Genomic DNA, 14,825 nt, shown 5'->3' with positions numbered 1-14,825 from the left:
GTAGCCGCCACCGGCCGCGCGCGCCAAACGAGTGGACTGCAATCCGCTCCGGCCTCGCGCGGCCCTTCGCGCCGACCATCAGGTCGGCCGCCCAGTCCCCGGTTGGCCCCGGTTCTGGGCTCCAGCTCATCGAGCTGGGTTTTGCAATGTGATGCACCACCCGGTCCGCGAGGACCAAGCACCAACGCAGTTGCCCTTCTGCAAGAGGGCCTCTACACAGCAGTTCCGCCGAAGCGGTTCTGCAGTTCCTCCGGCCCCTGCAAGGGCCTTGGAACACGGCACGACCAGCCCGAGGGCTGTCCGTGTCACCCGTCCGGTTCACGAGAGAAGGGAGACCCGCCTCTGGTTCTTCGTCCGGTGCCCGCTCCTCACGGAGGGGGCTCGTGGTGTCTCCCAGTTCGCTCGTCGACCGTCCCGCGTTGCGGGGTGGTCCGGCTCGCATATGAGAGTTGGTGTCTTCGCCATAGTGCCCGATCTGGTGTCCCCTGAAAAGTCGAGCACCGCCCGTTTCAGCCCGGTTCGCACCGTTGGCGCGTTTCACGTGACGGAACAGGCGTCCCTTATCCAGTGCTTCACGGCTTTTAGAAAGGAAGTGGCTCTTCCTGTAGGAAGCCACGAGCTGATCGTTTCGCCTGGGTCTGTCCGGCCGCTCCTCGGCAGCTGTGTCCGCGAGAGCGTCGTCCCGTGTGGCGGGACGGGTTCCAAAATTCCTGCCCGCCCTGCGGGAGCGCCGAGGGTGATCCGGGCTCAGCGGGCTCTGTCCACAGGCCGTCTCGTGCAGGGTCGGCGGATGGATCAGGAAACGTGCGTTCTGCCTGCTCAGGAGGGTGTCCGCTTTGGCGTGTACACCTGCCCGATGACGAAGATGACCTCGGTCCTGACGGTGTCCGCCGCTCGTGTCTCGGCGGTGGGTCGATGAGCGCCGTGGCGGCACGGGCCGCTGCGTTCGCGCGCCCTCGTACGGAGTTGTCCGTCCCGGCCGGGCCGGTCCCGGAGCGGGCCGCGGGCCATCCGCTGTCGCTTGGGCGGGATGCCCGCGCCCGTCTGGGTGGCGCGGTGCGCACGCTGCTGGACCTGGACGGCCTGGACGGTGCGCCGGATGCGTTGCGTCTGGCGGTGCTGGTGCTGGCGTCGCGGACGCCGTCGGAGACCGGTGTGGTGAAGATCCATACCTCGGAGTTGGGCCGGTGGCTCGGGCTGTCGGCGTCGTACACGGCGTCTGAGGTGGTGTCGGGGCTGCGCGGCTCGGGCGTGGTGTCGGTGGAGACCGAGAAGGGCGAGTACCGCGAGGACATCGGCCTGGAGTGCAAGGTGCTGCCTCTGTGGGCGGCGCAGGACGTCGTCGGGCACCCGCTGAATCTGGCGAAGAAGGAGTACGCGACGCTCCAGCGGCTGTTCGAGGCCGTGATGGCGCCGGGCTGGAAGCACAAGGACGGCCGGGTCACTCCGGCCGGGCTGATCGGTACGCGTACCGGTCGGGGAGCGGCGACGGACCGTCTGGCGCTGCTGCTGCTGGTGCTGGAGGCGCGGGAGACCGGGCGGGTGCGGCAGTGCGGCGGGACGGTGGACACCAAGCGCGGCCGCGCGGCGGCGACGGTGGCCCGGCTGCTCGGGTGCACGGCGTCGGCGGGGGAGCGGGTGCTGGAGCGCCTGGAGGACTGGGAGCTGGTGCTGCGGGTGCGGCTGCGGACGGCGTCGAAGATGGCGCACCGGACGCGGCTGATGGTGCCGGCGGTCGCCGCCGCGCACGGTCGCACGGTCGCCGACGACCTCCGGGAGGACCGCGCGGAGGACCTGGAGCCCAATTTTTCAGACCCCGACGTTGCGGCAGGGCCTAGTGAGGCTCCGGGGACGGAGATGGAACCGCAGGTCAGCGGCAGGTCTGTGACGAATGAGCCGGATGTTGCAGACCCCGACGTTGCGGCAGCCCTTCACACTGACCACCCTCACCTGGTTACTCCCGTCGTTGATCTTTCGCTCGCTGGTGGTTTTTCCGGCGAAGGCCGTGGTGGGAACGACTGCCTGCCGGACCGCGCGTGCGTGCGCGAGGACGGCGGCCCGCTCCGCGGGGAACAGCCGCAGGAGTCCCCGGTCGTCGAAGGCGTGAAGGGCAACGGCGGGCCGGTGAGCGACGGCTCGGTGCGGGTCGTGGACGGTGCGGGTCAGGGCAGGCAGCAGCGGGGGAGGGTGTTTCTGCCGCCGGAGGATCTGCGGGCTGTCTTGGCCCCGGTGGACCTGGTGTGGGCGCGGCTGGAGCGTCCGGCCGCCCGGCGCCTGGTGGAGACCGCCGCCCGCAGCGAGCTCGGCCGGGTCGTCGGGTTCGCGGGCCGTACGGACGCGCCGCAGATCCTCGCCGACCGCCTCGCCCGGCGCCTGGCGGAGCAGATGCGGCTGGCCGGGCCGATCAAGGACCCGGTGGGCTGGCTGATCGGCCGGGGCCTGCCGCAGCGCCAGCTGTGCGCGGAGACCCGGTGCGACGAGGGCGCGCTGCTCGACTCCGGCCGGGACTGCCCGCGCTGCGAGGACCGGCAGCTCGACCGCCGCGACCAGCGCCGTGCAGTTGCGGCCGCCGTCGACGCCGCGATGCCCGGAACCTCCGAGAGCGAGCGCCGCGCGGCCGTCGACCAGCAGTTGCACCAGGACGTGACGGCCGAAGCGTGGGCCAAGGCCCGCCGGTGGGAGCAGGTCCGCGAGCAGCAGGCAGCCGCTGCCCAGGCCCGCGCCGAAGCTGCGGCCGCGCAGCCGGCCGACGTCGCCGCGGACGAGCCGGTGGCCCCGGTCGTGCTGCCCGCGCCGCGCCCGGCCCCCGCCATCGTGCCTGCTTCGCAGCCGGAGCCCGCCGACGTCGATGACGACCAGGAGCTCGTCCTCGAGGACCTCACCCCCGACCAGGTGCGCAACTGGCGGGTGCGGGCGCTCAAGGACCACCAGGTGGTGTTCGACCACATCGACCGCTACGGCGAGCCGTCGGCCCGGCGCCTGTTCAGCAACCAGCTGGTCGACCAGGCGCAGCACCACTCCCGGCTTGGTCACCTGGACCTCGGCTACACCACCTGGGGGCAGGTATGAGCGGCGGCGAGACGTCCGGCGTCGACCTGGCCCGGGTCGCGCTGCGGGCCGCGATGGAGGCGGCCCGGCCGTCGCGCGTGGACCCGCACGTTGCGGAGGCGATGGAGCGGCAGTCCGCCGCGATGCGGGCGCTCAGTCTCCGGGCGTACCCCCACGTCGTTCCGGACGATGCGCCGGCCCCGATTGAGATGGCCCGCGCACAGCGCCGCCGCCAGGCCAAGGCGACCGAGGCCGCCGCGCTGCGCCGGGCCCGCGCCGAACGAGCAGGTGCAGCCGTGTCCTCGGCACCTTGCCCTCGGCATGCGGCCGGTGAGGTGGCATGAGCCCGACGTCGTGATGCCTGGTCAGTAGGGGGCTTCGCTTGCTGGACGACTTCACGGCCGGCATGCAGGGTCCGGGCCCATTGGAGCGCGCTGTTCGGAGTCGGGGACAGCGACATCAGCCGTAGCCTGTTCAGCTCGGCGGCGGTGTCGGGCAGCTCAGGGGGGAAGGCGGCAAAGAGTGCCGACTCGTTGCCGGGCTCGAGATGCTCGGCCACCTGGGGGAGCGTGACACCGTCTCCTGCCATCCGGTCCAGGGTGGCTGCGCAGAGGGCAAGGCCGATCACGAGGGCGACGTCGGAGAGTAGATCGTCGAGCGGGATGCTCCACGCCTCTGCGTGCTGGTCGAGTCGTCGCTGGTGGCCCGGGTCGGCGACGTGGTGATCGACGATCCTCCGTGCGAGCTGTAGGCAGTTCATGAACTCGTCTGTGTTCATCGATGAGCCTCGTCCCCGCGGACCATCCCCGCGCGCGCGGGGATGGTCGGCGACGCTGCTTGTGTGGGGTCGACGGGGCCGAATCGCGTGGCGAGGTCGCCGCCTCGGGGGAGGGGCTTCTGGAGCTGTCCTTCCTCCGGGGTGGGGCATCAGGCTCACCGCGGAACGGGCCGACGCGGACCAGGTCCCGCTGGTCCACGACCACCGCGCCCACTTCCACGGCCGCCCGGCGCAGCTCGGGCTCCGCGACGCCCCACCGACCGCCGCCCACCCTGAGCGTGGGCACCACGCGGCCCGACCCACAGCGCGTCAGCGGCCTCCGGGGTGATCAGGCCGTCCGCACGGCCGGGCACGACACGCTCCATCATGTCGACAGGCTAACGGCGGGGACACGCCGACGGGTTCGAGCGGCCGGGCCCGGGACGCCTGCTGGTGGTCGGCGGGGATCGCGTCGGGGAGGGGCTGAACCACACCTGCCCCGGTGGCCGTGGCCACGGGGCGGGTACACGGCCGCAACCCCGGACCGCCCTGGCCTCACGCTTTTATGAAACGGGCTGTCCGGGAGGCGGTCAGGAGAACAGAAGGCGCCTCTGAGCAGCAAGAATGCGTCCATGCCGACGGTCGTCAGGTCGTCTCCCGGGCCGGTCCTGCTCGTCGAAGCGGCCCGCACGGCCGGCCTTGACTCCCGGCACCGCCTCGAACCCGTGGGTGCGGCCCCGCCGTCACTCGGCCGATGCCCGGTTCCGCTGCTGGGATTCCCGCCCTCTGCCGGGTAGGGTGATCACATGCAGCTGTTTCTGACACCTCCGCCGCCCGCCTCATAGAGCGGGCAGTCATGCATAGCCATCCCAGGTTACCGGGGGTGGCTGCGCGGGTTGCCCACGAAGAATTCGTGACGGCAATCAATTGAGGAGATCTCAGTTGCAGTCCTCTTCTGCCCTGTCGGTTCGGCAGGGTGTTCTCTACGTCGCAATCGCGGCCACAGCATGGGGTACTGGCGGTGCTGCGGCCGCCGAACTGTACGACGTGGGCGGAATCGGGCCCATCGCCACGTCCTTCTGGCGGTTCCTGAGCGGACTCGGGCTGCTTCTGGCAGCTCACCTGGTCCGACGGTCCCGGCGGCCGTCGGACGCGCTGTCGCTGCGCGCGGCGTTCGCGGCGAACCCGCGGCGAACCATGATCACGGGCTTAGGGCTGGCGGTTTACCAGACGGCCTACTTCGCCGCTGTGCAACAGGCAGGACTCACCGTGGCCACCGTGGTGACGCTGGGCTCGGGTCCGGTTCTGGTCGCCGCCGGAGCCCGGCTCACGCTGGGCGAGCGCACCGGCGCCGCCGGAGCGGCCGCCGTGGGGTGCGGCGTTGTCGGCCTGGTGCTGCTGATGGGGGGCGCGGACGCAAGTATCGGCCCGGCGCCTGTCCTGGGCATCGGATACGCGCTGCTGTCCGCCGCAGGCTACGCGGGCGTGACTCTCCTGGGTCGCTTCTCCGGCCGGGAGAAGGGCAGCGGCGCGTTCGAGTCCACGGTGACCGGCTTCGCGGTGGGCACCGTTTGCCTCCTCCCGATGGCGCTGATGGAGGGACTGGTGCCCGACATGGAACGCCCGGCATGGACCCTGAGCCTGATCCTCTACCTCGGGGCCGCGCCGACAGCTCTGGCGTACACGCTGTTCTTCGCCGGCCTCGGCGCCTTGCGGGCGACCACGGCCTCCGTGGTCGCCCTGATCGAGCCGCTCACCGCGGCGGTCATCGGCGTCCTGCTCTTCGGTGAGCGACTGAACGCGATCGTGCTCACCGGCACGGCCACCCTCCTGTTCGCCGTGCTCTTCCTCGCAGTCGACGAGGGCTCCGGCCGAGCGACATCCCGAAGGACCCCCGACCCGGACCTGGGTCACGATCAGCCCGCATCGCAGTCGACTCTACGGGCCAAGGACTGACCCAGAGCGCCACGTACACGGCGGGCAGCGGGCCGTACGAGCCCGTTGCCCGCCGTTTTTCGCCGGGGCCGGACGCACGCGCATCGCGCCACCCCCATTCAGCGCACCGATTCCTATACCAGCCGCGTCAAGACCCCTGATCACGACAGATCCCGATGCGACGTAGATCTCTGATCACCTGGGAAGTTAGCGTTCTTCCGGTGACCATGCCAGGAGCATGGCGAGCTGATATATGACAGGAGACAATGTGGCTACAGCAGACCACTTAGTCCGTCAGATTCCAAGCCTGGACGCCTTTCCGGTGGTCGAGGAAATATCCTCGCTGCTGAACCGTCCCGCAGAGGATCTCGACACGTCACTGACCGTCGGGAAGCGAGCGGCTCTCTGTTCGGCCGTCAGCGAGCTCAACGCCAAGGCGGCAACGGGTGATCCGGCAGCGTTCCATGGCCAGCAACTGCTGCTGTCCCGGATCTACGGGCTTTCCCTGCAACTGCCCGACGGGGCCAACGCCGAAGGCTCCCTGGCCGTCCACGAGGTTCTCCGCCTACTGGAACAGGCCACCGTGGCCACTGAGGACGCCGAGCTGGAGCCCGGCATACTCGACGCCGCGCCGGCCGAGCCCGCCGCCTTCCTCTCGTGGCTGAAGAAGCTCGCCCGAGAGCACCGGGTCTACAAGCACCCGTACTATCGCGAGTTCATCCGCGACCGGGCCGCCTCGGAGGACCTGCGAAACTACGTGATCCAGGAATCGGTCGTAGACGGGCGATTCGACGATCTGCTCGCCATGATGCAGGTCGGCACCAGCGGTGCCGCGAAGATGGAGATCGCCGAGAACTTCTGGGACGAAATGGGAAACGGGGACCCGTCACAGGTCCACACCCATCTCTTCAACCAGATCTACCAGGTCTTCGACATTTCCACCGACGAACTGGAGCAGTCACTCACCGCGAACGCGCTGCTGTCCGGGAACCTCGCCGTTCTCCTCTGCCGGTACCGGCACCTCTACCCGGAAGCCGTCGGATTCCTCGGCATGACCGAATGGCTGGCGCCCGACCGCTTCGTGCAGGTCGTGCATGCCTGGGAGCGGCTCGGGCTTCCCGACATCGGCATCGTTTACCACAAGCTGCACATCACCGTCGACTCCCGACACGCAGCCGGCTGGTTCCACAACGTGGTCGTCCCGGCCGCCGAGTCAGAGCGGATGCGTCGCGCAATCGCCCGGGGGACGCTGTGGCGGCTCAACTCCTCGGCCCGCTACCTCGACGAACGCATGCCCGCACTCGCCGCTCACTGACAGGTCCGACAGAAAGGCTCCGCGCCATGGCACTCGGCCCTCAGGGGTTCTCGGTCATCGACCTCCCTCCGGCCACACCGGAGATGTTGGAGAGCTACGACGACCTCCCGCTCGACCCGTACATGGGCAACGGCACGCGCTTCAAACGGTTCGCGCAGTACCGGCTCTCGCCGGAACCCGGACGCGACCAGGGCTGGCTCTACGAGAAGCTCCCGCAGCGCGACTACACCACCTACAAGACGTTCAACAAGGTGGGGGGCGGCATTCGCCGCACCTACGAGACGATTCTCGTCGACTTCACTCCGATGATCACGCTCGGTGCGGACGCGATGGGTCTGGCCCGTGGTGAGGACTGGCAGATCAACGTCCACCAGAACCGGACCAGGGCCGACGGGCAGCGCCCGGGACCGCTGACTCCGGAGGGGGTGCACCACGACGGACACGAGTACGTCATGATCGCCGTGCTGCGGCGGAACAACGTCGGCGGCAGCGAGACCCGTCTGTGGAAGCCGGGCGCTGACAAGCCCTTCTGGACCGGCACGCTGGCGGGCGGTCAGGCCGTCCTCCTGGACGACAAGGCACTCCAGCACGACGTCACGGACGTGCTGTCCGCGGACGGCGGGCCCGGCCACCGGGACATCGTGATCGTCGCCTTCTCCCGCTGGAAGGACAAGTGGTACGGCGACGAGCACGACGAGGCGGCCCTCGCCAACCGCCCGAAGAACTGACCGGCGGTAGCAGTTCGCTCATGGTCGACTTCGTGAAGTACCAGGCGCTGGGCAACGACTACCTGATCGTCGACCCCAGCCGTACCGGCAGTACCGTCCTCGGCCACGAGCCCTCGCCCAAGGCCGTCCGGTTGCTCTGCCACCGGAACTACGGGGCAGGTGCGGACGGGCTTCTTCTCGGGCCGCTGGAACGCCCCGAGCCCGGCGCCCCGGTGCCACTGCGGATCTTCAACGCGGATGGCAGCGAGTGCGGGATGAGCGGCAACGGGCTGCGAATGTTCGCCCTGTACCTCGCCGAGCACCATGTCGAGGCGTGGCGTACGGGAGAGCCGTTCACGGTACGGACCCGCGGCGGTGACGCGGACGTCCGGATTACGGACTTCCGCGACGGCCAGGTGTGCCTGGGCATGGGCCGGCCGCGCTTCGCCCCTGCCGAAGGCGAAGCGGGCAAGGGCGGGAACCGGGACGGCGGCGGCTTCGGCGTCGCCGTCCCGCTCTCCGGCGAAGGTCCGGACGCCGTGGTCACCGTCACCGACCTGCACCTGGGCGTTCCGCACACGGTCGTGTTCCGGGACCGGGTCGACGGGGAGCTGGCTCAGCGCCTGGGCCCCGCTCTCGCCTGGCATCCCCGTCACCCCGAGGGCACCAACGTGGAGTTCGTCCGCGTTCACGACGACCGCACGCTGGAGGCCGTGGTCTGGGAGAGGGCCGCAGGCTCGGTACCCGCTTCCGGCAGCGGGGCTTGTGCTGCCGCGGCCGTGGCGCACGCGCGCGGTCTCGTCGGTCGCGACGTGCGGGTCCGCATGCCCGGCGGCGAGGTGGATGTGAGCGTGGCGCGGGACGGCCGGGTCAGTCTGACCGGGACCACGCGGGAGGTGATGCGGGGCATCCTCTCGCCCTCACTGCGCGAGGAACTGACTGATCAAGGTGCGGGGGCACGACCGTCCGGAAGGAGAGCCACATGAGCCTGACACACGTGCCCGGGGCCTGCCCACTCGATTGCCCGGACGGCTGCAGCTGGCAGGTGGCCGTCCAGGACGGTGAGGCCGTCGCGCTGCGCGGCACACCGGACCACCCCTACACCAGGGGCACCCTGTGCGTGAAGGTAAACCAGTTCTTGGACCACACGCGCGCCCCCGACCGGCTGCTTCACCCCCTGCGGCGCGTCGGCCGCAAGGGCGAGGGCCGGTTCGAGCGCACCAGCTGGGACAGCGCGCTCGACGAGATCGCCCGGCGGCTGACCGAGACGATCGAACGCCATGGCGGCGAGGCGATCTGGCCGTACCAGGGCACCGGCACCCTCGGGTTTCTCCAAGGGCTGCAGGGGCGGGCCGGCAGCAGACTGTGGAACGTTCTGGGCGCTTCGCGCCACGACATGACGATCTGCTCGATTGCCGGGCTCACCGGGCTCGCGTACACACTCGGCACCAGCACGGGAATCGACCCGGAGAACCTGGAGTACTCCCGGCTGATCCTGCTCTGGGGGAGCAATCCCCTCACGACCCACCACCACCTGTGGAGGGTGATCGAGCGGGCGCGGCGAGACGGCGCCCATGTTGTCGTCATCGACCCGGTCCGCAGCCGTTCGGCCGCCCAGGCCGACCAGCACGTGGCACCGCTTCCGGGCACGGACGCGGCGCTCGCCCTGGGACTGATGCACGTCATCGCCCAGGAAGGTGCCGAGGACCGGGAGTACCTGGACACCTGCACCGTGGGCTGGGAAGAGTTCCGAGCGAGAGTTCTGGAGTTCGACCCGCAACGCACGGCGCGGGAAACGGGGGTCTCCGAGGAGGAGATCGTCCGACTCGGGCGGCGCATCGCCGACAGCCGGCCCACCGCCATCCGGGTGTCGCAGGGCATCCAGCGCCAGGCCGGGGGCGGCAATGCCCTGCGGACCCTGGCCTGCCTGCCCGCGGTGACCGGTGACTGGCGACGCCCCGGCGGTGGTCTGCTCTACTCGACCGATGGCCACTTCGGCGGGAACCGCGAGGCCCTCTACCGGGACGACCTGTTGACCCGGCCGGTGCGGAGCCTATCCATGACACGGCTGGCCGAGGGACTCCTCGAGGTCGCCGATCCTCCCGTCGAGGCACTCGTCGTCTACGGCGCCAACCCGCTGGCCAGTGCCCCCGATCAGAACCGGATCCGCCAGGGCCTGGCCAGGGAGGACCTGTTCACCGTGGTCATGGACCACTTCCAGACCGACACCGCCGACTACGCGGACATCGTGCTGCCCGCCACCATGCAGCCCGAGCACCTGGACGTACACGATGGCTACGGCCATCTGTACGTCACCTGGAACGAACCGGCGGTCGCGCCGCCCGGGGAGTGCCTGTCCACCACCGAGACGTTCCGGCGCCTGGCCCGAGCCATGAAGCTGACGGAACCGTCGCTGTACGCCGACGACGAGGAGCTGGCGGGCGACCTGCTGAACTCGCCACATCCGTCCCTGGCCGGCATCACCACGGACACGCTGCGTGCGAAAGGCTGGGCACGACTCAACTACCCTAAGGGTTACGTGCCCTTCGCCGACGGCTTCCCCACCCCCTCGGGGAAGCTCGAGTTCGTCTCGGAGACCGCCCGGGCCGACGGCCACGATGCGGTGGCCGGGTACCTGCCGGCCATGGAGACGGCTGACGACGAACTGGCACGCGCCTTCCCCTTTGTCCTCGTCTCCGTGGCGAACCACTTCTTCCTCAACACCGTGTTCGGGAACAAGCCGGGGCTGCGACGGCGCGCCGGCCAGCCCTATGTCGTGCTGCACCCGAGGGATGCCGCGGCGGGCGGCATCGCGACCGGCGACCGCGTCCGGGTGGCCAACAGCCGGGGCATGTTCGAGGCCCAGGCCAAGGTGGACGATGTGGTACGCCCAGGAGTCGCCATGACGGTCAAGGGCCACTGGCCGAAGCTGACCGGAGGCTCGGGACCGAACGCGACCGTCGACGAGCGGGACGCGGACATGGGGGGCGGAGCCGTCTTCCACGACAACCGCGTGCGGATCACCCTCCTGCCTCCGGGCGGGGACGAGAGCAGTGAGGACTGCGGATGAAATTTCGACAACTGGGACGTAGCGGCCTTCAGGTCAGTGAGATCGCGTACGGCAACTGGCTCACGCACGGCGCCCAGGTCGACGACGACCAGGCCGTCCGATGCGTCCACGCGGCGCTGGACGCCGGGATCACCACCTTCGACACGGCTGACGTGTACGCCGGGACAGCCGCCGAGGCCGTACTCGGCAAGGCGCTGAAAGGTCAGCGCCGCGACTCCTTGGTGATCTCCACCAAGGTGTTCTTCCCGATCGGGCCCGGGCCGAACGACGGCGGCCTGTCACGCAAACACGTCACCGAGGCCGTCCACGGCTCGCTGGCGCGGCTGGGGACCGACTACGTCGACGTGTACCAGGCCCATCGATTCGACGATCGCACTCCGCTGGAGGAGACCCTCAAGACCTTCGACGACCTCGTCCGGCAGGGCAAGGTCCTCTACATCGGCGTGTCGGAGTGGACTGCGGACCAGATCGCTCGGGCCATGAAGCTCGCCGGCGAGCTGGGTCTGGAGCGGTTCGTGTCCAACCAGCCGCAGTACTCGATGCTCTGGCGGGTCATCGAGGAGGAGATCGTGCCCCTCTGCGAACGGGAGGGACTCAGTCAGATCGTCTGGTCGCCCCTCGCCCAGGGCGTACTCACCGGCAAGTACCTGCCCGGGCAGCCGCCACCCGCGGGATCCCGGGCCGCGGACGAGACCGGTTCCGGCTGGGTGAAGGCGTTCCTGCGTGACGAGGTGCTGGAGCGGGTGCAGCAGCTCACCCCCATCGCCGGGGAACTGGGCCTGACTGCGGCTCAGCTCGCTGTCGCCTGGACGCTCCAGAACCCGAACGTCGCCGCGGCCATCGTGGGGGCTTCCCGGCCGGAGCAGATTCGTGACAGTGCGAAGGCTGCGGGCATCCGTATCGAGCCGGAACTGATGCGTCGCATCGACGCGGTCCTCGACCCCGTCGTCGAACGTGATCCGGCCAAGGTGGACAGCGCCGACTGAGGCCTGTCCCACAGTACCCGGCGGATCGACGTGCGGCGTCGGATGCGGTGCATCGCAAGGCGGAGAGTCGCGCTCGCACTGGGTGCATTCGGGCGATTCGACAACGCGGCGAGGTGCCGTAGCCGTCGTCGCGCGCCCGGCGGGTACCGCGGGACAGTCCTGAGGGCGTGTGGCGAAGGTCCCGCCGATGCCACTTTCGCCACACGCCCCAGCGCTGCCCCGCACACGCCCATTCCGACCACTCCCTTAAGGACATCCATGACATTCACCCCGTTCGAACTGCTGGAATGGCAGCGGAGGCTGGGGCCCACGGCCACCCACAGCCTGGCCGACAGCGGCTGTCGGCCGATCCGGCTGCGCGACCTCGTGGACAGCGAGCAGTCACTGAACCAGCTTCTCGACAGCGAGCTCAGCTACCCGCCGACGTGCGGCACCGAGCAACTGCGCACGCAGATAGCGCACTGGCACGCCGGGAGCAGGGATCACGCCTCCGAGGTCATCGTCACCGTCGGCGCGGCGGAGGCCAACACCGTCGCCGTGGAGACCCTCATACGCCCCGGAGACCACGTGGTGACCATGTCACCCGGCTACCGTCAGGTCCGGGGTGCCGCGCTCAACCGCGGCGCCGTCGTCGAGGATTTCCCGCTGGATCCGCAGCGCGGCTGGCGACCCGACATCGACGCGCTGGCGAACACGGTCCGGCCGGACACCAGGGCCATCGCGGTGACGAACCCCAACAACCCGGCCGGCACCATCCTCACCGAGGAGGAGATGCAGGCGATCGTCTCCATCGCGGACCGTGCGGGCGCATGGATTCTCTCCGACGAGGTGCACCGCGGCACCGAACTCCACACCGACGACGTCAGTCCCACCTTCTGGGGGCGCTACGACCGAGTGGTGTGCGTCGGCAGCCTCTCCAAGGCGTTCGGCATGCCGGGCCTGCGACTGGGCTGGCTGATCGCGCCGCCCACGCTCGTACAGCAGCTTCGCCAGCGGCACGAGTACACCACGGTCTCCGCGGCCGGACCGGCGATGGCCCTCGCGGAACTGGCGCTCACCCCCACCACCCGCGCCCGGCTCCTGAACCGCTACCGGGGCTTCCTCCGCGAGAGCTGGACGCAGATGCAGCGGTGGGTCGACTCCCACGATCGGCTGCTGTCGGTCGTGCCACCCGAGGCGACCTCCCTGGCATTCGTCCGCTACAGGCTGGACCTGCCCAGTACGGAGGTCGCCGAAGCCCTGCACGACCGCGGTGGGGTACTGGTCGGCGCCGGAACCCATTTCGGCACCGACCACCATCTCCGGTTCACCTACGGGCAGGAGCCGGCCGAACTGGCCGTCGCCCTGGAGAAGACCTCACGGGTGCTGAAGGAACTGAGCGCGTGAACCCCACGGCGCTGCCGCTGATCGACGCCGCCGAGCTGGCGCGCCGCCTGCCTGTGCCACAAGCCGTCCGGGCAGTGGCACAAGCCCTGCGCGCGGGGCTGGACCCCGAGACGGACATCCCCCGCACCGTGCTCGACGTCGACGCGGGCCAGTTGCTGCTGATGCCCTCCACGACGTCCACGTACGCCGGGGTCAAGATCGCCGGAGTCGCGCCCGGCAATCCCGCGTGCGGGCAGCCGCGCATCATCGCCTCCTATCTCCTGATGGACGCAGCCACCCTCCGCCCGGCAGCTCTGATCGATGGCTCCGCCCTGACGCTGCTGCGCACTCCCGCGGTCTCCGCCGTGGCCGTGGACCACCTCGCAGTCCCGGACGCCGGACGGCTCGTCGTCTTCGGGGCCGGACCACAGGCATGGGGCCATGTGGAAGCCGTCCGGGCCGTACGCCCCCTCGCCTGGGTCGGCGTCGCCGCGCGCCGCCCGGAGCAGGCCCGGAAGCTGGTCGAGCGCTGCCGGGATGCCGGCCTGGACGCAGGGGCGGTCTCGTCGGAAGCCGTTGCGACCGCAGACATCGTGGCCTGCTGCACGACATCGCGCACACCGCTGTTCCCGGCCGCAGCCGTCGCGCCCCACACGGTCGTCGTGGCGATCGGTTCCCACGAACCGACGGCCCGAGAGGTGGACACCGAGCTCGTTGCCCGGGCCACGGTGGTTGTCGAAGCCCGCGCCACGGCGCTGCGTGAGGCGGGCGACATCCTGATTCCGCTGCGCTCTGGTGACATCGGCGCCGAGGCGATAGCGGGCAACCTGTCCGAGCTCGTTCATGGCGCCGTGCCCGTCAGGCCCGCAAGACCGAAGCTCTTCAAGAGTGTCGGCATGTCGTGGCAGGACCTGGTGGTGGCAGCAGCCGCCATGGAGCGACCCGCGTGAGCACACCCAGGGGGCCGGGAACCCGCTGTCCGGCGACAGGCTCCGCCGCCGTGGCCGCATCGTGCCGAGAAGAGGACCGAGAGCCATGAACAACGCGTTCGAGACCGCCGTCAATGTCGTCATCGCCCTGGCCGTCCTCGCAGTCGCGGCGCTCCCCGCGATCATCGGAACCATCCGCGACCGCCGCATCGATGTTCAGCTGCGAGACGCGGAACAGGGCCGAGACCGCCGCACCGGCGTCCTGGTCGTGTTCGACCTCGCCTACGGTCCGCACGAGGACAGGGCCGTCCGCGCGAATGCAGGCCGCAACAGCAAGTGACGGCGGTGCCAGGCGCGCGCCGGAGCCGGAGCACAGGTGGCGATCGGGAGGACGCAGGGCACACGACGCGGATACCGCGCAGGAACGGCGCCTCGCTGGCCGCTGTCCACACCCAGCGCCGGGCGATGGAAGCCCAGATCAACACCCTGTTGGAGGCTCACCCTCTTTCCCCGGTCCTGACGTCGATGCCCGGCGTCGGCGTCAGGACCGCAGCCGTCCTGCTGGTCACCGTCGGCGACGGCACCCACTTCCCCACCGCCGCCCACCTCGCCTCCTACGCCAGCCTCGCCCCCACCACCAAGCAGTCCGGGACACCGTCGGCGGTGACACCATCGTCTTGGCCAAGGGCGGTTTGCCCGCCGTCGGTCCCGCC

The 14,825-nt window shown here is 70.1% G+C and carries 11 protein-coding genes and 1 pseudogene; all 12 read left to right on the top strand.

Annotated features, from left to right (window positions below; translation table 11 throughout):
- Nucleotides 1-1,056 precede the first annotated feature (1,056 nt).
- The gene (locus OG393_RS34350; protein WP_327378984.1) at nt 1,057-3,069 is read left to right on the top strand and encodes a hypothetical protein; all 2,013 of its coding nucleotides are present in this window, start codon (nt 1,057-1,059) and stop codon (nt 3,067-3,069) included.
- A complete protein-coding gene (locus OG393_RS34345) occupies nt 3,066-3,392 on the top strand; it encodes a hypothetical protein (protein ID WP_327378983.1) in 327 nt (108 codons plus the stop codon). The genes OG393_RS34350 and OG393_RS34345 overlap by 4 nt, the downstream gene beginning before the upstream one ends.
- Nucleotides 3,393-4,747: 1,355 nt before the next feature.
- Complete coding sequence (locus OG393_RS34340) at nt 4,748-5,761, top strand: DMT family transporter (RefSeq protein WP_327378982.1); 1,014 nt, start codon at nt 4,748-4,750, stop codon at nt 5,759-5,761.
- 232 nt (nt 5,762-5,993) lie between these two features.
- Entirely contained in the window at nt 5,994-7,055 is a 1,062-nt protein-coding gene (locus OG393_RS34335; RefSeq protein ID WP_442817449.1) for an iron-containing redox enzyme family protein, read from the top strand.
- Between the two features lie 26 nt (nt 7,056-7,081).
- Nucleotides 7,082-7,783 (top strand): 2OG-Fe dioxygenase family protein, encoded by a 702-nt coding sequence (locus tag OG393_RS34330; RefSeq protein WP_327378981.1) that lies wholly within the window; start codon nt 7,082-7,084, stop codon nt 7,781-7,783.
- A 20-nt stretch (nt 7,784-7,803) separates the two neighbouring features.
- Entirely contained in the window at nt 7,804-8,748 is a 945-nt protein-coding gene (gene dapF / locus OG393_RS34325; RefSeq protein WP_327378980.1) for a diaminopimelate epimerase, read from the top strand.
- On the top strand, nt 8,745-10,832 hold the full coding sequence (locus tag OG393_RS34320) for a molybdopterin-containing oxidoreductase family protein (protein WP_327378979.1): 2,088 nt from the start codon (nt 8,745-8,747) through the stop codon (nt 10,830-10,832). The genes dapF and OG393_RS34320 overlap by 4 nt, the downstream gene beginning before the upstream one ends.
- Entirely contained in the window at nt 10,829-11,818 is a 990-nt protein-coding gene (locus tag OG393_RS34315) for an aldo/keto reductase family protein (protein ID WP_327378978.1), read from the top strand. The genes OG393_RS34320 and OG393_RS34315 overlap by 4 nt, the downstream gene beginning before the upstream one ends.
- 258 nt (nt 11,819-12,076) lie before the next feature.
- The gene (locus OG393_RS34310; protein ID WP_327378977.1) at nt 12,077-13,204 is read left to right on the top strand and encodes an aminotransferase class I/II-fold pyridoxal phosphate-dependent enzyme; all 1,128 of its coding nucleotides are present in this window, start codon (nt 12,077-12,079) and stop codon (nt 13,202-13,204) included.
- Nucleotides 13,201-14,133 (top strand): ornithine cyclodeaminase family protein, encoded by a 933-nt coding sequence (locus OG393_RS34305; RefSeq protein ID WP_327378976.1) that lies wholly within the window; start codon nt 13,201-13,203, stop codon nt 14,131-14,133. Before OG393_RS34310 ends, OG393_RS34305 begins: the two co-directional genes overlap by 4 nt.
- Before the next feature lie 85 nt (nt 14,134-14,218).
- The gene (locus OG393_RS34300) at nt 14,219-14,452 is read left to right on the top strand and encodes a hypothetical protein (protein ID WP_327378975.1); all 234 of its coding nucleotides are present in this window, start codon (nt 14,219-14,221) and stop codon (nt 14,450-14,452) included.
- Between the two features lie 89 nt (nt 14,453-14,541).
- A pseudogene (locus OG393_RS34295) lies at nt 14,542-14,766 on the top strand (transposase); the annotation flags it as partial.
- Nucleotides 14,767-14,825: the final 59 nt, after the last annotated feature.

Origin of the sequence: Streptomyces sp. NBC_01216, from assembly GCF_035994945.1 — a bacterium.
Classification (GTDB): Bacteria; Actinomycetota; Actinomycetes; order Streptomycetales; family Streptomycetaceae; genus Streptomyces.
The sequence above is the reverse complement of the archived record's forward strand: the minus strand, read 5'-3'. Positions and strand labels throughout refer to the sequence as shown.